Annotated in this window: 21 protein-coding genes; 8 read left to right on the top strand and 13 right to left on the bottom strand. The window is 61.6% G+C overall.

Translation table 11 applies throughout. The annotated features are described in order from the left end of the window. Positions 1–2: 2 nt before the first annotated feature. Positions 3–914, bottom strand: a complete 912-nt coding sequence (locus ACJ8IL_RS18790; protein ID WP_043142098.1) for a LysR family transcriptional regulator — start codon at positions 912–914, stop codon at positions 3–5. Between the two features lie 136 nt (positions 915–1,050). Here ACJ8IL_RS18790 and xapA point away from each other — a divergent pair, with 136 nt between their 5' ends. Together xapA and ACJ8IL_RS18800 are read left to right on the top strand one after the other, a co-directional pair. Next, positions 1,051–1,872, top strand: coding sequence for a xanthosine phosphorylase (xapA, locus tag ACJ8IL_RS18795; RefSeq protein WP_142591165.1), 822 nt, complete (start codon positions 1,051–1,053; stop codon positions 1,870–1,872). 81 nt (positions 1,873–1,953) lie between these two features. Then, positions 1,954–3,207: a nucleoside permease gene (locus ACJ8IL_RS18800; protein WP_435967887.1), complete on the top strand. Its 1,254-nt coding sequence runs from the start codon at positions 1,954–1,956 to the stop codon at positions 3,205–3,207. A 34-nt stretch (positions 3,208–3,241) separates the two neighbouring features. Here ACJ8IL_RS18800 and ACJ8IL_RS18805 read toward each other — a convergent pair whose 3' ends face one another. Together ACJ8IL_RS18805 and ACJ8IL_RS18810 are read right to left on the bottom strand one after the other, a co-directional pair. Next, the gene (locus ACJ8IL_RS18805; protein ID WP_173888584.1) at positions 3,242–4,174 is read right to left on the bottom strand and encodes a PfkB family carbohydrate kinase; all 933 of its coding nucleotides are present in this window, start codon (positions 4,172–4,174) and stop codon (positions 3,242–3,244) included. After that, positions 4,171–5,568 carry a purine-cytosine permease family protein gene (locus ACJ8IL_RS18810; RefSeq protein WP_049204426.1) on the bottom strand — a complete coding sequence of 466 codons (1,398 nt, stop codon included), beginning with the start codon at positions 5,566–5,568 and terminating at the stop codon, positions 4,171–4,173. The genes ACJ8IL_RS18805 and ACJ8IL_RS18810 overlap by 4 nt, the downstream gene beginning before the upstream one ends. 657 nt (positions 5,569–6,225) lie before the next feature. On the opposite strand from ACJ8IL_RS18810, the gene ACJ8IL_RS18815 reads away from it, so the two are divergent. Then, positions 6,226–6,960, top strand: coding sequence for a GntR family transcriptional regulator (locus ACJ8IL_RS18815; protein WP_442516733.1), 735 nt, complete (start codon positions 6,226–6,228; stop codon positions 6,958–6,960). An 80-nt stretch (positions 6,961–7,040) separates the two neighbouring features. Continuing rightward, positions 7,041–9,209 carry a YgiQ family radical SAM protein gene (locus ACJ8IL_RS18820; protein WP_025304292.1) on the top strand — a complete coding sequence of 723 codons (2,169 nt, stop codon included), beginning with the start codon at positions 7,041–7,043 and terminating at the stop codon, positions 9,207–9,209. Between the two features lie 63 nt (positions 9,210–9,272). Here the strand turns inward: ACJ8IL_RS18820 and ACJ8IL_RS18825 are convergent, their stop codons facing one another. From ACJ8IL_RS18825 to yqhD, 3 genes are all read right to left on the bottom strand, one after another. Then, positions 9,273–9,878 (bottom strand): transglycosylase SLT domain-containing protein, encoded by a 606-nt coding sequence (locus tag ACJ8IL_RS18825; protein ID WP_025304291.1) that lies wholly within the window; start codon positions 9,876–9,878, stop codon positions 9,273–9,275. Positions 9,879–10,021: 143 nt separating this feature from the next. After that, positions 10,022–10,846 carry a 2,5-didehydrogluconate reductase DkgA gene (gene dkgA / locus ACJ8IL_RS18830; protein WP_046687817.1) on the bottom strand — a complete coding sequence of 275 codons (825 nt, stop codon included), beginning with the start codon at positions 10,844–10,846 and terminating at the stop codon, positions 10,022–10,024. Between the two features lie 287 nt (positions 10,847–11,133). After that, positions 11,134–12,297 (bottom strand): alcohol dehydrogenase, encoded by a 1,164-nt coding sequence (gene yqhD, locus ACJ8IL_RS18835; protein WP_060434573.1) that lies wholly within the window; start codon positions 12,295–12,297, stop codon positions 11,134–11,136. Between the two features lie 226 nt (positions 12,298–12,523). On the opposite strand from yqhD, the gene ACJ8IL_RS18840 reads away from it, so the two are divergent. After that, positions 12,524–13,411 carry an AraC family transcriptional regulator gene (locus ACJ8IL_RS18840; protein WP_212637121.1) on the top strand — a complete coding sequence of 296 codons (888 nt, stop codon included), beginning with the start codon at positions 12,524–12,526 and terminating at the stop codon, positions 13,409–13,411. 7 nt (positions 13,412–13,418) lie between these two features. Here the strand turns inward: ACJ8IL_RS18840 and ACJ8IL_RS18845 are convergent, their stop codons facing one another. Beyond that, positions 13,419–14,447, bottom strand: coding sequence for a zinc-binding dehydrogenase (locus ACJ8IL_RS18845; RefSeq protein ID WP_197769517.1), 1,029 nt, complete (start codon positions 14,445–14,447; stop codon positions 13,419–13,421). A gap of 107 nt (positions 14,448–14,554) precedes the next feature. Between ACJ8IL_RS18845 and ACJ8IL_RS18850 the strand changes: the two genes are divergently transcribed. Next, the gene (locus ACJ8IL_RS18850) at positions 14,555–15,475 is read left to right on the top strand and encodes a LysR substrate-binding domain-containing protein (RefSeq protein ID WP_435967885.1); all 921 of its coding nucleotides are present in this window, start codon (positions 14,555–14,557) and stop codon (positions 15,473–15,475) included. A gap of 11 nt (positions 15,476–15,486) precedes the next feature. Here the strand turns inward: ACJ8IL_RS18850 and ACJ8IL_RS18855 are convergent, their stop codons facing one another. Together ACJ8IL_RS18855 and metC are read right to left on the bottom strand one after the other, a co-directional pair. Then, entirely contained in the window at positions 15,487–16,149 is a 663-nt protein-coding gene (locus ACJ8IL_RS18855) for a DedA family protein (protein WP_025304285.1), read from the bottom strand. Between the two features lie 145 nt (positions 16,150–16,294). Next, positions 16,295–17,491, bottom strand: a complete 1,197-nt coding sequence (metC, locus tag ACJ8IL_RS18860; RefSeq protein ID WP_060434572.1) for a cystathionine beta-lyase — start codon at positions 17,489–17,491, stop codon at positions 16,295–16,297. Between the two features lie 431 nt (positions 17,492–17,922). On the opposite strand from metC, the gene exbB reads away from it, so the two are divergent. Then, entirely contained in the window at positions 17,923–18,900 is a 978-nt protein-coding gene (exbB, locus tag ACJ8IL_RS18865; protein ID WP_072269874.1) for a tol-pal system-associated acyl-CoA thioesterase, read from the top strand. Between the two features lie 3 nt (positions 18,901–18,903). Continuing rightward, positions 18,904–19,326, top strand: coding sequence for a TonB system transport protein ExbD (exbD, locus tag ACJ8IL_RS18870; protein WP_004937307.1), 423 nt, complete (start codon positions 18,904–18,906; stop codon positions 19,324–19,326). Between the two features lie 55 nt (positions 19,327–19,381). On the opposite strand, the gene ACJ8IL_RS18875 is transcribed toward exbD, so the two are convergent. From ACJ8IL_RS18875 to ACJ8IL_RS18890, 4 genes are all read right to left on the bottom strand, one after another. Further along, on the bottom strand, positions 19,382–20,425 hold the full coding sequence (locus tag ACJ8IL_RS18875; RefSeq protein WP_025304281.1) for a substrate-binding domain-containing protein: 1,044 nt from the start codon (positions 20,423–20,425) through the stop codon (positions 19,382–19,384). A 21-nt stretch (positions 20,426–20,446) separates the two neighbouring features. After that, complete coding sequence (locus ACJ8IL_RS18880; protein ID WP_442516759.1) at positions 20,447–21,856, bottom strand: glycoside hydrolase family 32 protein; 1,410 nt, start codon at positions 21,854–21,856, stop codon at positions 20,447–20,449. Beyond that, complete coding sequence (locus tag ACJ8IL_RS18885) at positions 21,856–23,226, bottom strand: sucrose-specific PTS transporter subunit IIBC (protein ID WP_197811693.1); 1,371 nt, start codon at positions 23,224–23,226, stop codon at positions 21,856–21,858. The genes ACJ8IL_RS18880 and ACJ8IL_RS18885 overlap by 1 nt, the downstream gene beginning before the upstream one ends. Before the next feature lie 63 nt (positions 23,227–23,289). Then, the gene (locus tag ACJ8IL_RS18890) at positions 23,290–24,699 is read right to left on the bottom strand and encodes a carbohydrate porin (RefSeq protein WP_025304278.1); all 1,410 of its coding nucleotides are present in this window, start codon (positions 24,697–24,699) and stop codon (positions 23,290–23,292) included. Between the last annotated feature and the right edge of the window lie 147 nt (positions 24,700–24,846).

Below are 24,846 nucleotides of genomic sequence, written 5' to 3' on the forward strand. Positions count from 1 at the left end.
GCTTAGGGCGCCCGCAGCATCTCCAGGAAGGCCTGCACCACCGGCGTGACGCTGTCTGCGCGGTAAACCGCGTACAGATCCGCCGGCGGCGCCTGTTGCAGCGAGCAAAAGCGTACGCCGGGCCACGGAATGCGGCCGTAGCTGTCCGGCAGCAGCGTAATGCCGCAGCCTTCCGCCACCAGCGCCAGCAGGGTTTGCGGCTCGTTAACCTGATAAGCGACGTCCGGCAAAAATCCCTGCTGCAGGCACAGATTGTGCAGATACAGCCCCAGGCTGGCCTCATGCGGCGGCAGCACGATGAAGCTATCGTTCTGCAGCGCCGCCAGCGGAATGTTTTCCTGCTGCGCCAGCGGATGATCAAGCGGCAGCACCACGGCGATGCTTTCGCTTGCCAACCGTTGGCAGGTCAACCCCGGCAGCGTCTGTTGCTGTGCCTCTCGCCAGACCCCGATGTCGATATGCCGCTTTTGCAGCGCGATGATTTGCTGGCTGGGCGTCAGCTCGTTCAACGACCAGGTGACGCCGGCGCTCCGCTCGCTGAATCGCCGCAGCGCCGCGATCAGCCCGCCCCAGGCCGAGGTGCCGACCATACCGACCACCATATGGCCGCCTTCGCCACGCCCCATCTGTTGCACCTGATGCAGCGCGCTGTCGGCCTGATCCAGCAGTCGCTCGACGTTGCGCAGCAGCGTGCGGCCGGCCGGCGTCAGCGTCATGGAGCGGGTGGTGCGTTTGAACAGCACCACCCCGAGTTGGCTTTCCAGATCCTTGATGTGCTTGCTGAGCGGCGGCTGTGACATATTCAGCCGTCGCGCCGCTTGGGTGAAGTTCATCTCTTCCGCCACCACGCGGAAATAGTGCAGCAGGCGGAAGTTAATCCGGCCGGGATCGGGCAGGGCTTGGGGCGGGTTCATCCGGGGTAACGCCTCCTGTGACGCAGCTCAACTTATAGGTAAATGGAATAAATCGGCCGCCAAGAATGTATTGGTCTCGGCCGCGCCTCGCTCTCTACTATGGGGATTATTATCCCCCGCTGAAAGAGAGAATACGATGTTTAATCAAGAAGATGCTTTTACCTGCGCCGATGTCGTCCGCACCCGTTTGCCGGGCTTCCAGCCGAAAGCGGCCTTGATTCTCGGCTCCGGGCTCGGCGCTTTGGCGGAGGTGATGACCGAAACCGTCACCCTCGACTATGCGGAGCTGCCGGGTTTCCCGGTGAGCGGCGTCGCCGGCCACGCCGGGCAACTGGTCGCCGGCAAGCTGGAGGGCGTGCCGGTATTGTGCATGAAAGGGCGCGGTCATTTCTATGAAGGGCGCGGCATGCAGGTGATGACCACCGCAGTGCGCACCTTCAAACTGCTGGGCTGCGAATTCCTGCTGGCGACCAACGCCGCCGGTTCGCTGCGCCGCTCGGTGGCGCCGGGCAGCCTGGTGGCCATTACCGATCACATCAACTTCATGCCGGAATCGCCGCTGGTCGGCGCCAACGACGAGCGCTTCGGGCCGCGCTTCTTCAGTCTGGCGAACGCCTACGATCGCGATCTGCGCGCCCAACTGGCGGCGGTGGCCGAAAGCGCGGGCATCCCGCTGGCGGAAGGGGTATTCGCCGCCTACACCGGGCCGAATTTCGAAACGCCGGCGGAGATCCGCATGATGCAGACCCTGGGCTGCGACGTGGTGGGCATGTCGATCGTGCCGGAAGTCCTGACGGCGCGCCACTGCGGTCTCAAGGTGTTGGTGGTGTCCGCGATGACCAACTACGCCGAAGGGTTGTCGGACACGCCGCTCTCCCATGAACAAACGCTCAGCTGCGCGGCGCTGGCGGCGGACGATTTCATGCGCCTTATCCGCGAGCTGTTCAAAACGCTGTAACACCGCAAGCAAACCGGCGGCGGGCTGCAGGGGGCCCGCTGCACCAATCATCGTTGAAAGCATAATAACAAGGTGATGGCGATGGCGATAAAAACACGATTAAAAATCATGATTTTCCTGCAGTTCTTTATCTGGGGCGCCTGGCTGGTGACGCTGGGCTCCTACATGATCAACACGCTGCATTTCAGCGGCATGCAGGTGGGGATGGTCTACAGCGCCAAAGGCATCGCCGCGCTGATCATGCCGGGGCTGGCGGGCATCATCGCCGATCGGTGGATGAAGGCCAACTACCTGTATGCGCTTTGCCACCTGTTCGGGGCGCTGGCGCTGTACTGCGCGGCGCAGGTCGAGCAACCGATGCTGATGTTCTGGGTGATGCTGTTCAATGCCATGGTCTATATGCCGACCATCGCGCTCTCCAACGCCATTTCCTATTTTTGCCTGGAGAAGCACGGCTTTGACACGGTGAGGGACTTTCCGCCGGTGCGGGTGTACGGCACCGTGGGATTCATTCTGGCGATGTGGTTGGTCGGCTTCAGCCGTATCGAGCTCAGCAATCTGCAGCTGTATCTGGCTTCTGCGGCGTCGCTGCTGTTGTCTGCCTATTCGCTGACGCTGCCGCGCTGCCCGACCAACCGCGCGGCCGAGTCGAAGAGCTGGGTGAGCGTGCTGGGGCTGGATGCGCTGGTGTTGTTCCGCCAGCGGCGCATGGCGCTGTTTTTCCTGTTCGCCATGTTGCTTGGCGCGGCGCTGCAGATAACCAATACTTTCGGTAACCCGTTTCTGCACGATCTGTCGCTCAATCCGCTGTATCAGGACAGCCTCAGCGTCCGGTATCCGGCGGTGCTGCTGTCGCTGTCGCAGATCTCCGAAGTGTTCTTTATCCTCACCATTCCCTTCTTCCTGCGCCGTTACGGCATCAAGCAGGTGATGTTGATCAGCATGGCGGCCTGGACGCTGCGTTTCCTGTTCCTGGCGTACGGCACGCCGGTCGGCTTTGGTTTCGTTCTGCTGCTGCTGTCGATGATCGTCTACGGCTGTGCGTTCGACTTCTTTAATATCTCCGGCGCCATCTTCGTCGAGAAAGAGGCCGATCACCGCATCCGCGCCAGCGCGCAGGGGCTGTTCATGACCATGGTGAACGGGTTGGGCGCCTATGTGGGTGCGCTCGCCAGCGGCGAAGTGGTGGATTTCTTCAGTCATGACGGCGTGAAAGACTGGCAGAGCATCTGGCTGGTGTTTGCGCTGTATACACTGGTACTGGGGATTGTGTTCGCGTTGAGCTTCAACTATCGCCACTCGCCGCAGGAGAGTGCGGCGGCGGCGGCGCAGTAAGGCTGAGGGCGCTGGATGGCGGCGCCCTGAAACGTCAGGCCTGCGGGAAGCGCTGTTGCAGGTGATGCCGGTCCGGCGGATTGGCGGCGCCGAGGCTGGCCACCACGCAGGCGGCGACCCGGTTGGCCAGATCGACCGCCCGCGGCAGCGGCCAGCCGGCGGACAGCCCCGCCAGCAAACCGGCGCAGTGGGCATCGCCCGCGCCTATGGTATCGACCACGTCCACCGGATAGGCGGGAATGTGCAGCGGCGGCGTGCGGCCGTCACAGATCCACGCGCCGTCGCGATCCAGGCGGCAGATCAACGTCAGGTTACGGGCGGCGGCGTAGCGCTGCGCGGCATCCACCGCGTCGCCGGCGCCGCACAGTGCGGCCACTTCGTCGCGGTTGAGCGTCAGCAGGGTGTGGCTGTCGCTGAGCATAGCGAAGAAATCTTCGCTGAGCTGGGCGATGCGCGGGCCGGGATCGATCAGACGCGGTTGGTCGAACGGCATGCGCGTCAGCCACTCGCGCAGCGCTTCGCCGTTTTCGCCCGCCAGCTCATAGCCGCTGGCGTAGATCAGGGTGTGTTCCGTCAGCGGCAGCGTGGCCAGCTGCGCTTTATTCCATTGGCTTTCGCAACCGGAAACCGTGATGAAGGTGCGTTCGCCGTTCGGCTCCACCAGCGCCAGGCACCAGCCATTGTCCATCTGGCCATGGCGCAACAGCACCTCCAGCCCCAGTTCGCCCATGGCGGCTTCGACAGCCGCGCCCCATTCGCCGTTGCCAACCGGCATGCCGTTAATCACCGGCACTTCAAGGCGCGTCAGCGCGCGCGCCACGTTGAACGCGCAACCGCCGATTTGCCGCGCCTGCGGCTGGGCTTCGATATCTTCGCCGCTGGTCGGCAGGCGGGGCAGCGTCATCACCAGATCGCCGACCGCGCCCCCAATCACCAGGACAGGTGTTACAGCTTCCCACTCACTCATTGATGTTCTCTGCGTTGGGTCAGGTACAGACCGTAAGCGATCAGACTCACCGCAAACGACACAAACAGCCCCAGGCTGGAATCGGCAAACAAGCCTTTGGCCAGCGGGCCGTCGATAAAACCAGTTTTAGTGACCAGCAGGCCGCACAGGGCGCCGAGGAACCAGCAAAACAGCGGGGCTTTGCGCACGCCGCGGTTCTGGCCATGCAGGCCGTACAAAGCGTTGCCATCATACCCGTGGCGACGGCGCAGGCACAGGTAATCGAGCAGGAAAATCGCCTCCCAGGCCGCCAGGAACACCCCGCAGAAGACCAGGAAGGAGATGAACGGCCCCATAAAGTCGCCGGAGATGAACAGCACATACAGGGCGATGCCCAGCACCACGACCGCGTCGATCGATACCGCCAACCACTGTTTGACCTGCACGCCGATGGTCAGCAGATTAAGGCTGGCGGAATACAGGCTGAGCACCGCGATGGTGACGATGCCGGCGGTGGCGGCTAGCAGATAAGGGATCGCCATCCAGGCGGGCAGCACCGAGCCAATCAGCGCGATGGGGTTGGCGGCGCTGGCCAGATCGGGCAGCTGCACGGAAAGCAGAATACCGGCCAGCATCAGCAGCATTAGCGGCAAACAGGCACCGCCCATCACCGCGGCGAAAATGCCTTTGCTCGACGAGCTCGGGCTTTGATAGCGGCTGTAATCGGCGCCGGCGATCGCCCAACTGATGCCGGTGCCGGCGGCGATCACCGATACCGCCGGCAGGAAGCCGGTCAACCAGCTGCCGGAAGGCAGCGCCAGCACCTGGCTCCATTCGGTGTTGAACAGGATATAGAGCACCACGATCAGCGTCATGGTGCCGAAGATGCGGCTGAACCAGCTTTGCATCCAGACCACGGTATTTTGCCCCAGCAGGCTGACGACGACAGTGAGCCCGCCGAACAACAATAGGCTGAGCGCGGTCAGCAGGTGGCTGGCCCCCAACCCGAAGGCCTCGAACAGCGCCGCCAGCGTCAGGGTGCCGGTGATCACGTTGACCGCTTCCCAGCCCATCAGGTTGATCCAACTGAACAGGGTGGGCGCCACGTTGCCCTTCAGCCCGAAAATCACCCGCGACAGCGTCAGCGTAGAGGTGCGCCCGCGCTTGCCGGCGAAGCTGGTGAGGCCGACCAGCACGAAGCTGGCGACGCCGACCAGCGCGGCGAGCACCGATTGCAGAAAAGATAAGCCGAAGCCGACGATGATGGCGCCGTACACTACGCCGAGGATGCCGATATTGGCCGCCGACCAGATCCAAAACAGCTCGATGGGCTTGCCGGTCTGCTCCGCGTCCGGCACCCGGTCGATACCGGTGCTTTCTACCTTCCATGCTTCATTGCGATTGATATCGGTCATAGCAAATGATCCCTGTTGCGCAGGGCCGCGAGGGCCGCCGCAGTTGACTGAAAATCGATTCCGTTGGCGCGGTTGAGGCCGGCTATCCCGTTGTCGGGGGACGACGCCGATTCCGCGCAGTGTGTAGCGGCTGAGACCGCCAGGTCTGTCAAAATGAGGGCGGTATCCGCCTTATCGGGTGAGGCACGTCGGCCGCACGGCGCCAATGAGTGTAGCCAAAGAGTGGGTCTGCAGCGGGGGTTGGCGAAGCGGGTACGTTTCTATTTGCCGACATCAGTCCGGTTCGCTCACGCGATAGGATCCTGTGACGCGGCTATGAGCCGTGAGCAAGCTATCCATTAGCTCCGTTGCTTATTATCGGCCGTTTGTGCTGGCAGTATATGCCCGCTGCCGGCCATCAAGGGTATCCTTTAGGGCTGGCAGCGGGTTTTTTATTGTTTTTAAAGTGGGTCCCTGGTGTTGGTGCTATTGATGTATCAACATCAATAAGCACAGATTACGCGCGATCTAGATCCAATGAAAGTCCATTAGGCAAAAATTGTGATGCCACTCTGAAAACATTAGCGATATTTTAGTTAAGGTGAGGGGCTTATCGCTGGACAGGCGATAGGATAAAAATGAAATTCAGACAAATGGCATAAGCAGGAGGGCGGGCGAATGACGGATTTTATGGCCTGGCTGCGTGGCCATCTGGCGCAGGGGGCGGTAGCGCCGCGTTATATTCAGCTGGCGACGGCGATAGAAACTGCAATCAGGCAGCAGGTGTTGGCGGCGGAGGCGTTTTTGCCGCCGGAACGGCAGATGGCGGAAGGCCTGGCGCTGTCGCGCGTCACCGTCAGCAAGGCGATGAAGCTGCTGGAGGAGAAGGGGCTGATTTCTCGGCAGCAGGGCGTTGGTACCCGCGTGGCGATGCACATTGGTTATTCCCTCGATAAGGACAGCGGTTTCACCGCTCAGGCGCTGCGCCACGGCAGCCGCGTCAGCAATCGATGGCTGCTGCGCACCCGGGTCGGCGCACCGGCCAAGGCCGCGGCGGCGCTGGGGCTGGCGGAGGGAGACGAGGTGATTAAACTGCGGCGGTTGCGCTTGCTGAACGGCAGCCCGGTCTCGCTGGAAACTACCTATATACCGCAGCGCTTCCTGCCAGAACCGGGGCAGCTGGAACATTCGCTGTATGCGCTATGGCAATCGCGCGGCATCGTGCCTGAAGATAAACACTTTCTGTTGAAGGCGGTATCCTGCAGCGACGAGGTTGCCGAACTGCTCAACGTACCGTGCGGCGCGCCGTTGTTGCACATCATCCAGACCAGCCGCAACGCCCGGGGCGAGGCATTGGAGTACAGTGATATCTTGTGCCGCAGCGATGTTTATGAATTCGAGGTGAATGGTTAGCGAAATAACCATGCTCTTTTTGTCACTAGTGCGTATAATCGCCGCCCGGCGATTAATTAACCTGTAAAAAGAGCGGCAGAATGAGCACCACCAGCCTGATCCAACCCGATCGTGAACTGTTTTCCTATAAGCCTTATTGGGCGGAATGTTATGGCACCGCGCCGTTTTTACCGATGTCGCGAGCCGAGATGGATCAACTGGGCTGGGACAGCTGCGACGTGATCATCATCAGCGGCGACGCCTATGTCGACCACCCGAGCTTCGGCATGGCGATCATCGGCCGTATGCTGGAAGCGCAGGGCTTCCGCGTCGGCATCATCGCGCAGCCGGACTGGAGCAACAAAGAAGACTTCATGCGGTTGGGGAAACCGAACCTGTTCTTCGGCATCACCGCCGGCAACATGGACTCGATGATCAACCGCTATACCGCCGATCGCAAACTGCGCCACGACGATGCTTACACCGCCGGCAACGTCGGCGGCAAACGCCCGGATCGCGCCACCCTGGTCTACAGCCAGCGCTGCAAAGAAGCCTATAAAGACGTGCCGATCGTGTTGGGCGGCATCGAAGCCAGCCTGCGCCGCATCGCCCACTACGATTATTGGTCGGATACCGTGCGCCGTTCGGTGCTGGTGGACTCCAAAGCCGACATGCTGATCTACGGCAACGGCGAACGCCCGCTGGTGGAAGTGGCGCACCGTCTGGCCGCCGGCGAGAAAATCGGCGATATCCACGATATTCGCAATACCGCGGTGATGCGCAAAGAAGCGCTGCCGGGCTGGAGCGGCGTGGATTCCACCCGCCTCGACAAGCCGGGCCGCATCGAACCTATCCCGAACCCGTACGGCGAGGATCTGCCGTGCGCCGACGGCGCCAAACCGAAAGAGCCGGAAGCCAAGCCTGTCACGGTGCGCGCCGCCAAGCCGAAGCCGTGGGAGAAGACCTACGTGCTGCTGCCGTCCTTTGAGAAAGTGAAGGGCGACAAGGTGCTGTATGCGCACACCTCGCGCATTTTGCACCATGAAACCAACCCAGGCTGCGCCCGCGCGCTGATGCAGAAACACGGTGACCGCTACGTGTGGATCAACCCGCCGGCGATCCCGCTGACCACGCCGGAGATGGACAGCGTCTTTGCCCTGCCTTATCAGCGTGTGCCGCACCCGTCCTATGGCCAGGATCGCATTCCGGCCTATGACATGATCCGTTTCTCGGTGAACATCATGCGCGGTTGCTACGGCGGCTGTTCGTTCTGTTCGATCACCGAGCATGAAGGGCGCATCATCCAGAGCCGTTCGGAAGATTCGATCGTTCGCGAAATCGAAGAGATCCGCGACAAGGTGCCGGGCTTTACCGGCGTGATCTCCGATCTGGGCGGCCCGACCGCCAACATGTACATGCTGCGCTGCACTAACCCGCGCGCCGAGCAGACCTGCCGCCGCGCCTCGTGCGTGTATCCGGAGATCTGCACTTATATGGACACTAACCACGAGCCGACCATCAAGCTTTACCGCCGCGCGCGTTCGCTGGAGGGCATCAAGAAGATCCTGATCGCCTCCGGGGTACGTTACGATCTGGCGGTGGAAGATCCACGCTATATCAAGGAACTGGCGACCCACCACGTCGGCGGCTACCTGAAGATCGCGCCGGAGCACACCGAAGAAGGTCCGCTGTCGAAAATGATGAAACCGGGCATGGGCAGCTACGATCGCTTCAAACAGCTGTTTGATCACTATTCGAAGCAGGCGGGCAAAGAGCAGTACCTGATCCCGTACTTCATCTCGTCGCACCCGGGCACCCGCGATGAAGACATGGTGAACCTGGCGCTGTGGCTGAAGAAGAACCGTTTCCGCCTCGATCAGGTGCAGAACTTCTATCCTTCGCCGATGGCCAACTCCACCACCATGTATTACAGCGGCAAAAACCCGCTGAGCAAGGTGGGGTACAAGAGCGAAGACGTGGTGGTGCCGCGCGGCGAGCGCCAGCGTCGCCTGCATAAGGCGCTGCTGCGTTACCACGATCCGGCCAACTGGGCGCTGATCCGCACCGCGCTGGAAGAGATGGGGCTGAAGCACCTGATCGGCAGCCGCCGCGAGTGTCTGGTGCCGGCGCCGAGCATCGACGAGCAGCGCGAGGCGAAACGGCTGCAGCGCCACACCCGGCCGGCGCTGACCAAACATACCGATATTAATCGGCAGCGCACGCCGTCCAACCGGCCGCCGCGCAAGCCGATTCGCAAGGCCAAGCCGTAACGACCACGCCGCGTGCGCAAACAAAAAGGAGAACCCCCGGGTTCTCCTTTTTACTTTAGCTAATTACAACCGTTCGTAAGCGGCTTCCACTTTCATCAAATGGCGCGGCGCCTGCGGTGCGGGATGGTATTTGCGCACGTGCCAGTTAAAGGCTTCTGGCGACAGGTTGTTGATCATCGCGATCGCCTGCTGGCGGTTGCTGGAGAAGGTGCGCAGCAGCGCGCCGGTGCCGTTGACGTAGGCGATGATGGTGGCGTAGCGCAGCGTGACGGGATTGGCGATCCCTTTAAGCTGTTGTTTTTGCAAGGTGGCCAGATAGGCGGCGCCGAGATCGATATTGGTGTCGGGATCCCGCAGGTCATCGTCGTCCGGGCAGCCGCGTTTGCCTTTGTAGCGGTAGGCATCGCAGCCGGCGGTATCGGCTTTCAGCTGCATCAGGCCGATCGCATTGGATCTGCTCACTGCGGAAGGGTTGAAGCCGGACTCCACCTGGATCATGGCGGTGATCAGCTTGGCGTCCACGCCGTATTCGCTGGCGGCGTCTTTGATGGCGCTATCGAAGGCGTGGCGATCGTAGCTGACGCGCTGTTTCTTGCCGGCGCAACCCGCCAGCACCAGCATGATGCAAAGCATGCCCAGCCGTGACCCGTGTGAGAAAGAGAATTTCATGGTGCTCCGTGCTTGTCTGTTTTTTAACGGCGTTAACCGGTGGCCGGAGCCTCCGGCGTCGTCATCATAACGTCAGGCGGCGCAAAGGAGCAATGTGTGGGAAGGAAAAGCCCCCTCCGGCGGGAGAGGGCTTGAGCGTGGGTTTACAGGGTATCCGGATCCGGCCCCAGGCGGTTGCCGACGTCCAGCTTGGCGATCTCGCCCAGTTCGTCCTTATCGAGTTTGAAATCAAACACCTCGAAGTTTTCGCGAATGCGCGACGGCGTGACGGATTTCGGGATCACGATAAGACCGCTGTCCAGGTGCCAGCGCACCACGATTTGCGCCGGGGTTTTCTCGTATTTCTCGGCCAGGGCCTTGATCAGCGGCTGGTCGAATACCCCTTCACCGCCCTGCGCCAGCGGGCTCCAGGATTCGGTGGCGATATGGTGCGTAGCGTTCCAGGCGCGCAGTTGGCGCTGTTGCAGCAGCGGGTGCAGCTCGATCTGGTTGACGACCGGCGCCACGTTGGTTTCATCCAACAGACGCTGCAGGTGCGGCGTATGGAAGTTGCATACGCCGATGCTTTTCACCAGGCCTTGTTCGCGCAGTTTGATCAGCTCGCGCCAGGCGGAGACGTATTGATCCTGCTGTGGGCGCGGCCAGTGGATCAGATACAGATCCACATAGTCCAGCTTGAGCTTTTCCAGACTGGTTTCCAGCGCCGCCAGCGGATCGCCCTGATCGTCGTTCCACAGTTTGGTGGTGATGAACAGGTCGCTGCGCGGCAGCGCGCTGGACTGCAGCGCGGCGCCGACGCCTTCCTCGTTCTTGTAGATCGCGGCGGTGTCGATGGAGCGGTAACCGATCTCCAGTGCTTTGCTGACCGCGTGGGTGGTCTCTTCAATACTCGCCTGCCAAACGCCGAGACCCAACTGCGGCATCAGATTACCATCGTGGAGTTTGATGATGGGTTGTTGCGTTGTCATGCGCATCTCCTTGTGTACGGATTGCGGCGCCTGCGGCACCGAAACGGCTATAGATAAATTCTAGTTGGCAAAGTGGGCGGTTGCCGGGTTTGCCAGCCTAATTTCAGCGGTGGCGGGAGGGCGATTCTCTCCCCGCTCTCCCTGCGAATGAGCGGTAAGACGAGGGGTGCGAAACGATCGGCGGCGCGCTGAGGCGCCCGACGACGCCCGGCGATCGGCCGGGCGCCGGATGCGGCGAAAAATGGCTGACGGAGACTAAAGCCTAGCAAAAAATCGCCGTTTTGCGATTAACGCGCCGCTTCATAAATGCGGCGGCTGACGTCCAGGGTGATGTCTTGATGCTCGCCCAGGGCGGTCATGCCGTGCTGATGCAGCTTGTCGAGCAGCGCCGGAATGCTGCTGCCGTCGAGCTGATAATCCGCCATGCGGGTCGGTACGCCCATCTGTTCGAAGAAGGCGCGGGTGGCGGCGATGGCGCCGTCGATGCGGCTGTCTTCGCTGCCTTCGCGCAGGCCCCAGATGCGGTCAGCGTACTGCAGAAGTTTTTCGCGCTTCTGCGCTTTCTTCTCGTGCAGCAGCGCCGGCAGCACGATGGCCAGCGTTTGTGCGTGGTCGAGATCGTGCATGGCGGTCAGTTCATGGCCCAGCATGTGGGTCGCCCAGTCCTGCGGCACCCCGGCGCCGATCAGGCCGTTCAGCGCCATGGTAGCGCTCCACATCACGTTGGCGCGCACCGCATAGTTTTCCGGCTCGGCCAGCGCGCGCGGGCCGTCTTCCAGCAGGGTCAGCAGCAGGCCTTCGGCGAAGCGATCCTGCACCTTGGCGTCGACCGGGTAGGTCAGATACTGCTCCAGGGTGTGTACGAAGGCGTCGACCACGCCGTTGGCTACCTGGCGCGGCGGCAGCGAGTAGGTCACGACCGGATCCAGCACGGCAAAGCGCGGCTGCACCAGCGGCGAGAAGAAGTGCTGTTTGTCGCCGCTGCTCTTCCGGGTGATCACCGCGCCGCTGTTGGACTCGGAACCGGTGGCCGGCAGCGTCAGCACGCAGCCCATCGGCACCGCGTCAGTGATGTGGCTGCCGACGGTCTGCAGAATATGCCAGGCATCGCTGTCGGCCGTATAACGGGCCGCGGCGGCGATGAACTTGGTGCCGTCAACCACCGAACCGCCGCCGACCGCCAGCAGGAAATCGATGTTTTCCGCTTTCACCACCTCGACCGCTTTCATCAGGGTTTCGTAGGTCGGGTTCGGCTCGATGCCGGAGAACTCACGCACGTCACGGCCGGCCAGCGCACTGTACACCTGATCCAGCACGCCGTTTTTCTTCACGCTGCCGCCACCGTAGGTGATCAGGATGCGTGCGTCCGCTGGGATCTGGCCGGCCACGTCGGCAATTTGGTCCTTGCCGAACAGGATTTTGGTTGGGGTATGCAGAATGAAGTTTTGCATGGTTGATTTCTCTCTTTCTGTCAGGCGGGCGCCAACGCGGCGCAAAGGTGTCTGGCCCGTATTGTCAGGAACCTGGCGGCAACGCACAATGCACATTCCTGTTTGGTTCTTGCCTATTTCTACAACTGCCTGTAGAAATGGAGAGCTTTAAATTATGATTTATGCCGAATCGTTCTGACTGTAAGAGGGTGTTTCCGTGACTGAAATCGATGCGCTGCGCAGCCGCATGGCGCGCCAGGCGATGGCTATCGCCACCGGCAATGGCTACACGTCCTCACCGGTGCCGCGGGTGAAGATCCTGTATGTCGATCGCCACTGCCCGCGCCAACCGGTGATGTACGAACCGGGGATCGTCATCATCTTTCAGGGGCACAAGGTCGGCTATTGCGGCAACAAGGTGTTCCAATACGATCCGCGCAACTACCTGCTGATGACGGTGCCGCTGCCGTTCGAGTGCGAAACCTTCGCCAGCCCGGAGTTGCCGCTGGTGGGGTTGGCGGTCAATATCGATACCCAAATGCTGCAGGATTTGCTGATCGACATCGGCGACGACGACTACCTGATGCAGCCGCGGGCGGAGAGCAACGGGGTAAATCTGGCCGAGCTGACGGAAGCGCTGCTGTGTGCCACTGAACGCCTGCTGGACGTGATGGCCAAGCCGCTCGACGCCCGGGTGCTGGGGCCGCAGATCGTGCGCGAGATCCTCTACTATGTGCTGCGCGGCACCTGCGGTGCGTCGCTGCAGGAGCTGGTTAATCGGCATACCCACTTCAGCCAGATCGCCAAGGCGCTGCGGCGCATAGAAAATCAGTATGCCGACAATCTCAACGTCGAGCAGTTGGCCAGCGAGGTCAACATGAGCGTGTCGGCGTTTCACCATAACTTCAAGGCGGTGACCAACACCTCTCCGCTGCAGTACGTGAAATCGTACCGGCTGCATAAGGCGCGCCTGTTGATGGTGCATGACGGTCTGAAGGCCAGCACGGCGGCGATCCGCGTCGGTTACGAGAGCGCGTCGCAGTTCAGTCGTGAATTCAAACGGCTGTTCGGCATGACGCCGAGCGATGAAGTCGCCCGGCTGCGCGATGCCAATCCGCTGCTGCTGGAGGGCTGAGCCGCGTTTACGGGGTCAGAACGATCTTGCCGAACGGCCCGCGATCGAGATGATCCAACGCCTGCGGCAGCTGGTCGAAGCGGTATACCTGATCGATCACCGGCTGCAGGTTGACGGCGTCCACGGCGCGCACCAGATCTTCCAGCGCGCGGCGATGGCCGACGCCGATGCCCTGCATCTGCGCCGATTTCAGCAGCAGCAGGCCGGCGGGCGCGGAAATCTCGGCGCCCGCCAGCACGCCGATCACCGAGATGCGGCCGCCCACCGCCACGGCGCGTACTGAGTTGCCGAGATTCGGGCCGCCGACGGTGTCGATCACATGGTCGATGCCGCGATCCTGCGTCAGCGCATAAACCGCCTCCACCCAATCGCCGTTCAGCCGGTTGATGCCGTGACTGGCGCCCAGTGCCCGGGCGCGCGCCAGCTTTTCATCGCTGCCGGAGGTCACGTACACCTCGGCGCCGTGCGCTTTGGCGATCTGCAGCGCGAACAGCGCCACGCCACCGGTGCCTTGCACCAGCACCGTCTCGCCGGCATGCAGTTTGCCTTGCTCTACCAGCGCGAACCAGGCGGTCAGCCCGGCGCACGGCAGGGTGCTGGCCTGCGCGTCGTCCAGCGACGTCGGCGCCGCCACCAGCCAGTCTTCATGCAAAATCACGTATTCCGCCAGTACGCCCTGATAGAAGCCGCCAAGGGTGTGGTAAGGCACCTGGCGCGCATCGCCGTACGGTTTTTGCCGGCCGTCGAGCCAGCCGGGGCTGAAGGTAGAGATGACCCGGGCGCCGGGTTGGAACCGGCTGACGCCGGGCCCGACGGCGTTGACCTCGCCGGCCATGTCAGAGGCGGGGGTGAACGACTGCGGCAGCGTCAGCCCCATGCCGCTTTCAATCATCATTTTGTCGCGGTAGTTGAGCGCTACCGCCTTCACTTTCACTCTGATTTCGTGTGGCCCCGGCTGCGGGATCGCGTCGGTGGTCAGCTGCAGGTGTTCACGCCCCAGGGTATCCATCGTCCAGCGTTGCATCGTGTCGGTCATGATGTTCTCCAAAGTCAGCGATTAACGACCTGTCGATAATATCGTTGATAGAGGTTCGCCAGTGGCGATAAGATTTCCGCAGATTGTTTCTTTCAGAGCGACAAATCATGAGCGATCGATTGAGCGGCATTTCGGTATTCGTCACCGCCGTGGAGTCGGGCAGTTTTGCGTTGGCGGCCAGTCGGTTGCACCTGTCGCGTTCGGCGGTAGGGAAAACCATCGCCCGGCTGGAACAGCGGCTGGGCGTGCGGCTGTTTCATCGCACCACCCGCAGCCAGAGCCTGACCGACGACGGTGCGTTGTTCTATGAGCGCTGCCTGCGGGCGCTGGAGGAGATCCGCAGCGCGGAAACGTTGCTGGAGTCGGGCAAGCGGCAGGTCAGCGGCCGGCTGCGGGTGTCGATGCCGGTGCTGTTTGGCCGCATGTGTATTGCGCCGTTGCTGACCGATCTGACGCGTGAGCACCCTGGCCTGGAGCTGGAGCTGTCATTCAGCGATCGGGTGGTGGATCTGATTGAGGACGGTTTCGATATGGCGATCCGTAACGGCACGCTGGCCAACAGCAGCGGGCTGGTGGCGCGTCGTATCGGCGATCACCGCATGACGCTGTGCGCCTCGCCGGCCTATCTGCAGCGGTGCGGCGAACCGCACAGCATTGAGCAACTGGCTCAGCACGAGGCGGTGACCTATATGCGCGCCGGCGCGCGGCGCAGCTGGCGGGTGCTGGACGAGAACGGCAAACCGCAGGACGTGATGCCGAATAACCGGTTACAGATGGACGATTTGCAGGCGATTGCGGATGCAGCGACGGCGGGTTTCGGCATCGCCTGGCTGCCGTGCTGGCTGGTGCGTGAGCAGCTGTTGAGCGGGGCGCTGGTGCGCTTACTGCGCGATCGGCCCGGCGCCGCCTTTGATGCGCATGCGGTATGGCCACACACGCCCCACCTGCCGCTGAAGGTGCGGCTGGCGGTGGATACGCTGGTGAGCAAGTTGCCCGCCAGTCTGGCGTTGGTCGAGAAGGCGCTGTAGTGCGCCTGGATTCAGGAGGAGGAGGCGCGCTTTTTACGCCAGATCACCAGCATGGCGCCCAGCAGGCCGACGAACAGCAGCAACAGCGGCAGCAGCATCAGGCCGGTCATCACCTGGCTTTCGTAGCGTTTCACCAGAGGGATTTGGCTGAACGCGTAGCCGAGGCCGACCAGCGCGCAGACCCAGATCGCCGCACTCAGCCAGTTGAACACCTGGAAGCGCGAACTGTTGAGCCCGGAAATGCCGGCCATGGTCGGCAGCAGCGTGCGCACGAAGCCGAGGAAACGGCCGATCAGCAGCGCCGTCAGCCCGTGGCGATTGAACAGGTTATGAGCGCGCTGGTGATATTGCGCCGGCAATTGCAGCAGCCAGCCTTTCACCAGGCCGGTGTGGCCCAGCCAGCGGCCCTGGATATAGCTCAGCCAACAGCCGAGGCCGGCGGCGGCGGTCAGAATCAACAGGGTGGGGGCAAAGCCCATCACGCCTTTGGCGATCAGCGCACCCGACAGCAGCAGCAGGCTGTCGCCGGGGAGGAAGGAGGCGGGCAGCAGTCCGTTTTCCAAAAACAGGGTGGTGAAAAGCACGGCATAAACCACCCAAATCACGCTAGGATCGGCGAGGGCGATAAAGTCCTGCTGCCAAAGCGCATGAATAATCTCTCGTAATACATCCATTTTATGTCCTGTTGCATGCCGGTTGCGCCCGGGGTCACGTTCTCCAGGATGCGGCGGTTACCGTATCTGACAGTTATCCGGTTAGTGTACCGCTAATAGCTTAAGCCGACATTAAACGAGACGAAGAAAATTACCGGAATCCGCCTTAGCGCACGCCGTTGAGGCGATCGAAACCGGCCGCCAGATCGGCGATCAGGTCTTCGACGTTCTCCAGGCCGATGTGTATGCGCACCAGCGTGCCGGAGAAATCGACCCCGCCCGCCGGACGGATGGCTTCCAGCTCTTCCGGCTGATTGGCCAGGATCAGCGACTCGAAGCCGCCCCAGGAGTAGGCCATGCTGAAGTGGCTGAAGTTGTCCAGGTAAGCGGCCAGCTGTGCATCATCCAGCCGCTCTTTCAGCACAAAGGAGAACAGCCCGTTGCAGCCGCTGAAGTCGCGGCGGTAGAACTCGTGGCCCTTGCAGCTGGGCAGGGCCGGGTGATTGACCGTCGCCACCTCCGGTCGTGCCGCCAGCCAGTTGGCGACTTCGATGCTGCTGCGCTCGTGCTGTTTCAGGCGCACGCTCAGGGTTCGCAGGCCGCGGCTCGCCATGTAGGCGGTGTCGGCATCCACCATCTGCCCCATCAAATAGGAGTATTCGCGCAGCCGATCCCAACAGCGCGCGTTAGCGACGGCGGTGCCGAGCATGTAATCGGAATGGCCGATCAGGTATTTGGTGCCGGCCTGAATGGAAATGTCGATGTCGAAATCCAACGCCTTGAACAGCACGCCCGCCGCCCAGGTGTTGTCGATCATGATCACCACCTCCGGCGCCACGGCACGAATGGCCTGCACCATCGCCGGGATATCCTGCACTTCCAGAGTGATGGAGCCGGGGGATTCCAGGAACACCACGCGGGTATTGGGTTGGATCAACGTGGCGATATCGGCGCCGATCAACGGATCGAAATAGGTGGTGCTGACGTTCATGCGACCGAGGATGTGAGTGCAGAAATCTTGGGTCGGTTCGTACGCCGAACCGGTGACCAGCAGGTGATCGCCGGCGCCGACGAACGACAGGATCGCATTGGCCACCGCCGCCGCGCCGCAGGGGTACAGCACGCAGCCGGCGCCGCCCTCCAGTTCCACCATTGCATCCTGCAGGGCGAAGTGGGTCAGCGTGCCGCGTCGGCCGTAAAACAGCTCGCCATGGGCGCGTTGCGCAGTGGCGTGCTTTTTGGCGGCGACGGAGTCGAAGACCAAGGAAGAGGCGCGTTGCGTAACGGGATTGACGGAGCCCTGGGTGTAGCGTTTGCCGCGGCCGGCGCCGATCAGCGTGGTTTCGATGTGTTTTGACGTCATGGTACCTGGCTCACCTCTGGTTGCTCTGCACGTGCCCGTTTACGATAGCCCTTACGTTAGCATGAGTTGATATAGCCATCCAGACGTTTTAACTTCTGGATATAGAAACGGCTATAATTGGCTGTCAGCGGCGCATTTCTCGCCTCATCCTTCTGCCGAGCGGCGAGAGAGAAGCCCATTCATCGGTCGAGACGTCGTTCGGCAGGGTGGTCTTGTTGCACCGTTGTGGGAGAAAAGTAACGAAATAACCCCATAAAAGGAGCGTTTGGCGGTGAACGGGCGCGGATTGGCGCTTTGCCGCGGGGCTGGCTAAAATTTTCGCGTTTATTTGGTAAATAATAATGAGAACTACTATCAATCCCCGGTTGGTTTGATATGATCGCACGCTGAATTATTCCTTAATTTTGATCGGTAATGGGTGGAGGCACAGCGTGAAAACGGCTGGCAAGAATTTAAATCAAGGATCGTTCGGCCAGGGCCGGGCGCAGTGGGGCAAGGCCTTTGGCCGCAGCCTGATGGCTTCTATGGTGCTGGTCGTGGGGCTGGCCGGCAGCGCGCAGGCAGCGCCGGCGGCCAATCCGGCCGTTACCGAAAGCGTTGCGCCGACCACCGCGCCGGCACCTGCAGCCGCCGCGCCGGAGAGCATCACGCCGGTGAACCCGGCACCGACGATCCAGCCACCGGAAACCCGCGGCATGGACCTGTCCATTTGGGGCATGTACCAGCACGCCGACGCGGTGGTGAAAGCGGTGATGATCGGCCTGGTGCTGGCGTCTATCGTGACCTGGACCATTCTGTTCGCCAAAGGCAGCGAACTGCTGCGTGCCAAGCGCCGTCTGCGCCGCGAGCAGCTGGCGCTGGCCGAAGCGCGTTCGCTGGATGAGGCTTCCGAGCTGGCGCAAAACTTCTCCCCGGAGAGCGTCAGTGCTGTCTTGCTGAACGATGCGCAAAATGAGCTGGAGTTGTCTGCGGAATCCAATGACAACAACGGCATCAAAGAACGTACCGGTTTCCGCCTCGAGCGCCGCGTGGCGGCCTACAGCCGCAACATGGGCCGCGGCAACGGCTTCCTGGCCACCATCGGCGCCATCTCGCCGTTCGTCGGCCTGTTCGGCACCGTCTGGGGCATCATGAACAGCTTCATCGGCATCGCCCATTCGCAGACTACCAACCTGGCGGTCGTGGCGCCGGGCATCGCAGAGGCGCTGCTGGCGACCGCGATGGGCCTGGTGGCGGCAATCCCTGCGGTCGTTATCTACAACATCTTCGCCCGCGTCATCAGCGGCCATCGCGCCCAGGTAGGCGACGTGGCGGCGCAGGTCTTGCTGCTGCAGGGCCGCGATCTGGATCTGGCCGCAACGGCGGAAGCCAAGCGCTCACAGCACGCACACCAACTGCGGGCGGGGTGAGTCATGGCGATGCGCTTAAATGAAGATCTGGACGACAGCGGCGAACTGCATGAAATCAACGTGACGCCGTTTATCGACGTCATGTTGGTGCTGTTGATCATCTTTATGGTGGCCGCGCCGCTGGCAACGGTAGATATTCGCGTCGATCTGCCGGCCTCCTCCGCCAAACCGCAGCCGCGGCCGGAAAAACCGGTGTTCCTGTCGGTGAAGGCCGACAAGCAGCTCTACGTCGGCGATCAGCCGGTGAATGCCGATCAGTTGACTTCGGTGCTGGATCAACGCACTCAGGCGAACAAAGAAACCACCATCTTCTTCCAGGCAGACAAGAGCGTGGACTATGAAACGCTGATGAGCGTGATGGACACCCTGCGTAAAGCCGGCTACCTGAAAGTGGGGCTGGTGGGCATGGAAGGCGCCGCCAAATAGCGGCAGCACAACGATAAAGGGCGCTCAGGCGCCCTTTTTTATTGATTCAGAAATATCACTCCCCGGCCAACAACGCCCGGGAACCGGCATGACGCCAGTGGATACGGCCCGGCAGATAAAGCGCATGCTGTTCCAGCGGCCGCTCGTCGATGAGCGCGGTCACCTGGTCGAAGCTATGCTGCGCCAGCGCCCGGCAGTCTTGCGCGACCGTATCTATTTTCAGCGTCATGCAATCGAACAGGTAGTGATCGTCGAAGCTGCACAGGTGGATATCGCTCTCCATCAGCTGATGCTGCGTCAGATAACGCAACACCCCTTCCAGCAGGCCACAGGCGGCGGTGAACAGCGCTTTGGGCGGACGCCCCAGCTGTGCGCACAGCTGAGCGAACATCTCGTAACCCGAACTGGGGTGGTAGCTGCCGTTGATGATCCATTCCGGTTTGCACGTGATGCCGGCGCGCTCCAGGCCAAGCTGGAAGCCGGCGAGGCGATCGCGGGTCGGCGAAATGCGCGGCTGCCCGCCGAGAAAATAGATCTCATCCGGATGTTGGCGCGCGACCTTTTCCACCAGGTCGGCGGTCGCATTAACCGAGTCGGTGATCACCAGCGGCAGTTCGGAACCGGCGATCAGGCGGTCCATCTGCACCACCGGTAGCCCGGCGTTGATCTTCTGGTATTCGGCATCGTTCAACTGGCTGGAGGCGACGATCAAGCCGTCCACCTGCCGCTGTACCAGACTGTTCACCGCCATCATCTCCTGCGCCGGGTTTTCATCGGTGCAGGCGATCAGCAGCTGCAGACCGGCTTCGCGGCACAGCGTTTCCAGCTCGCGCGAAATCACCGCAAAGCCGTAGTTGGTCATCTCCGGCACCACCAGCCCCAGCGTGTGGCTGCGGTTGGAGCGCAAAGAGCGGGCGTGGATGCTGGGCTGATAATGGTGTTCGTGCGCCAGCGCCAGAACGCGGTCGCGGGTGTCGTCGGACACCCGATATTCCTTGCTGCGGCCGTTCAGCACCAGGCTGGCGGTCGATTTCGACACCCCGGCCAGCGTGGCGATGTCACTGATGGTAATGCGTTTATTTTTTTTCACTGACGCCATCTGAAGTCATCGGAGGATGCGTCATTCTAGCATGCATGGCGTCAGCGGCCAGTATTCCAACGCCAGCGGCGCGCTTCCGGACAGCCGCAGTTGCGGCTCGCTGGCCGGGAAGTAGCGCGCGCTCATCACCGCCTCGCCGCGGTTGATGAAGATCTCCACGCTGGAACGATCGAACAGCAACTGCAGATGTGTGACCGGGCCGCGCCAGTAACGGTGCTCCGGCTGGCCGTCGGCCAGGGAAGCGCGCGTCAGCTGCAGCCTTTCGCCGTCCCAGTTCAGCGTCATTGCCTCGCCAAACGCGGCGCTGAACGCGCCCTGCGGCGTCAACTGCAGCTCCGCAGCCCCCAGCGCATAGGCGGGGGCATCATCGGCACGGCCTTGCCAGCATGCTCGCTCGCCGCGCAGCTGTTGCAGCTCGCGCGCCGGGCGCTGGTGGAGGCGGCCATGCCGCAGCGACAGCTCGCGCGGGCAGGTCATGGTGTGGAGCCAGCCGTAACGGCGCGTCGGATGGGCTTCTTCATCTTGCTCGGGCACGCCCATCCAGCCGAACAGCAGGCGGCGGCCATCTTCCGCCAGCGTCGTCTGGGGCGCGTAGAACTCGAAGCCGGCGTCCAGCTCGCGAAATTCGCCGTGGCTGAAGGCCGCCTGCCGATAATCCAGCTCGCCGAGCAGATAGCCGGCCTGATAACGGTTGAGATAGCGTTCCGGCTGCGGCGCCAGCCCCTGCGGGCAGCAGATCAACACGTCGGCGTCGTCCAGCGAGAACAGATCCGGGCACTCCCACATGTAGCCGAATTCACCCAGGTCGTGCAGGCCGGAACCGGCGATCTCGCCCAGCGGTTGCCAGGCGCGCAGATCGCTGGAACGCAGCAGCAGCACCTTGCCGCGATCCTGCAAGTCACGCGCGCCGAGCACCATGTACCACGCATTCTGATGACGCCACACTTTGGGATCGCGTACGTGCCCGCTGTAGCCGTCCGGCAGCGGCAGCACCGGCCCGAGCTTGCGGTATTCGCCCCGATCGCTTTCCTGAGCCAGGCATTGATAGGCAGTGCGTGAGCCGTCGGGGAATTTCACATTGCCGGTGTAGATCAGCGTGATTTTATCTTCTGCCACCACCGCCGAGCCGGAATAACAGCCGTGGCTGTCGTAACAGGCACCTGGTGCCAGGGCGAGCGGCTGATGCGCCCAACGCAGCAAGTCGGTCGACTGCCAGTGTCCCCAGCACTTGTTGCGATGATCGCAGCCCAGCGGATTCCACTGATAGAACAGATGATAAACGCCGTTGTGCTGGATGAAGCCGTTGGGATCGTTCAGCAGGCCAACGCTGGGCGCCAGATGCCAGGCCGGGCGGTGCGGATCGCGCAGCGCGCGTGGCTGGCCGTTCATGACCGCCTGCATCGCCTGTTTGATTAAGCTGAGTTCTTCCATCATTGCGCGTCCGTTTTATATTTCAACAGGAGGGAGAGTATGAAGGCGGTGCCAAACGCGATCGCCAGGCCGATGATATAGCTGACCAGCGAACTGGCCTGCACAATCGCCATGCCAGGGATCGCCGTCAGCCCGACCGCGTTCATGCCGACGTGATTGGCCACCACCCAGGCGCCGCCGAGCGCACCGCCCGCCAGCGCTGCCAGGAAGGGTTTCACGAAGCGCAGGTTGATACCAAACAGCGCAGCCTCAGTGATGCCGAGCATGGCGGAAAAGGCGGAAGGCACCGCGATGGCTTTGATTTTGGCGTCGCGGGTTTTGAAATACACCGCCAGGCAGGCGCCGCCCTGAGCGATGTTGGCCATCGACCAGATCGGCAGCAGGAAGTTGACACCGATATTGGGGTTGCCGAGTAACCCGGCCTCTACCGCATGGAAACTGTGGTGAATGCCGGTGATGACGATAGCGGAATAGAGGCCGCCGAACAGCAGCCCGGCGAACCACCCCGCATGGGCAATCAGCGTGCTGAGCACGAAGGAGATGCCGTCGCCCAGCGCCCGGCCGGCGGGGCCGATAAACAGCAGGGCGACAAAGCCTGAGATGACCACCGTCAGGAACGGCGTCAGGATCAGATCGAGCGCGTTGGGGATCACCTTGCGCAGCCGCTTTTCCAGCACGCTCATGAACCACACCGTCAGCAGCACCGGGAACACGGTGCCCTGATAGCCGATCATGGCGATGTCCAGACCGAAGAAGTTCATGGTGTGGAACCCTCCGGCGACGCCCCAGGCGTTGGTCAGCGCCGGATGCGTCAGAATGCCGCCTAGCGTGGCCCCCAGGTAGGGGTTGCCGCCGAATTCGCGTGCGGCGGTGAAGCCGATCAGAATCGGCAGGATAATGAACGCCGCCGAGCTGAACATATCCAGCATGATGAACAGCGCGCTGTTGGCATCGGCCCAGCCATAGGTTTTCACCATGCCGAGCAGCCCCATCAACAGGCCGGAAGCGACGATCGCCGGGATGATCGGCACGAAGATGTTCGACAGCAGGCGGGCGATGCGCTGCAGCGGGTTGAGCTTTTTCGCCGCAATATCGGCGGCTTCGGCCTTGCTGGATTCGCTGACGCCCGCCGCCTTGATGAATTCCGCATGCACCTTGTTGACCAGCCCGGTGCCGAAGATCACCTGGATCTGACCGGCGTTGCTGAAGCAGCCTTTGACGCCGTCCAGTTTGCCGATGGCCTCTTTATCCACTTTGCTGTCGTCCACCAGTACCAGGCGCAGGCGCGTGGCGCAGTGGGCGGCGCTGGCGATGTTCTCTTTACCGCCGAGCAGCGGCAACAGCGCGTTGGCGGTTGCGGTAATGTCCATGTTGTCCCCTTGCTAAATAAAAATGCCGCCGCGCAGTTTGCGACGCAGCGTCGTGAATCGATGTCAGAAGAAATACTTGAATCTGGCGCGCATGCCGTAACGTTGATCGTTGTCGCCGTTGGCGATCTTGTTGTCGGCGTTGGCTTCCAGCAGCGACACATAGGCGCCTAAATACAGATTGAAATTCTTCATATTCATAATGTTAGGTATCTGATACGACGCGTGAACGGTATGGATGTCGTAGTTGCCCGGTTCGCTGAGCGGGTTGTGGATATCGGCGGCGATCCCGGCGGTATTGAACTCTTTGATATTGTTATGGGCATAGATATAACCCAGTTCGAAGCGCCGCCACAGCACGTTCACGCCGGCGGTGAAGTCTTGCTCGCCTGAGGCATCCAGATAGGCGGTGCTCAGGTTGGCCACCACACCGTTATCCGGGTTGGCGGCGCTGTTGTTCCAGCTCATCGTCATGCCGTAACCGTTGCGCTTGGACTGATCGACGAAGCGGCCCTGGCTGTCCTGATACCCGTAGGCGTTATTTACCACGTTGCTTTCCATTGCCGCCGCGATGCTGAAGGCGTCTTTTTTCCAGGCGATCACCGGGCGCAAATAGGCGACGTTTTTCTTATTGTCCAGGGCGTTGCCGTGATAGCGGCTGTCCTGGAACAGCGAAGTGCCGTCCTCCACCAGCGTGTTCAGCTCGAAATAGACATCACCGGCGTATTTGCTCAACATCAGGTTGCCGCCGCTGCTGCTGCGGCCGCGGCCTTCTTTCATCATGTAGATATAGCCGAAGCCGTCGGCGTACAGATCGTTGGCGGTATTGCCGGAGTATTGAATGAAAGTGTCCTGATTCAGCGGGAACATGTCGTAGGCTTCGAAGCGGCCGATTTTGGTTTGCCAGTTCTTTTCATTGCCGAAGAAGAAGGCGGCGTCATCCAGGTTCATTTTGCCGCTCATGTCTGCCAGCGGTTGCACGCTGAAGCCGGAGAAGTTGCCGTCCGGATTGCGGCGGTAGCCGTCCAGCCCGACCAGAATGCGGCCGTTGATATCCCAGCGTTCTTTGTTGCCAGGCTTCCAGTCTTTGTGGTCGCTGCCTTTCAGCGACGTCAGCTGGCCGCTGCGGCTGGCGCCGTCCAGATTGAACTCCACGTCGCCGTACAGTTTTAGATCATTGAATCCATTCAGTTTCAGTGCGCTGATCGGGGCAATTGGCGTTTGCGGCGCGGCGGTATGCTGCGCAATCTGCGCGGTTTGCCGTTCCGTGTTGGCGGTGCGCTGCTCCAGCTGTTGCGCCCGGCGTTCCGCCGCCGTCGCGCGGGTTTCAGCCTGTGCGGCGCGCCGTTCCGCCTGCGCCAGGCGCTGTTCCAGCGCGTTGAGGCGCGCCTCGATGCTGCCGCTGCCCGAGGCCGCTGCATTGGAAGCAGAGAGGAAAAGCCCTGTTGTTATCGCCAAATAGCTGAGTTTTTTCATCATCGTCTATCATCCGGGTAAGGGTTGTTATTATTTTTTGCTAAATTGCTAAACCGGTTTTTCATGGCGAAAGATAACGATCAAGAAGCGGGCTGGCAATCAAGTTTGCTAACCCGATTCAGCTATTGTGATCGAGTGCGCAAATCG

This window comes from Serratia sp. CY47444, assembly GCF_052168635.1.
Lineage (GTDB): Bacteria > Pseudomonadota > Gammaproteobacteria > Enterobacterales > Enterobacteriaceae > Serratia > Serratia bockelmannii.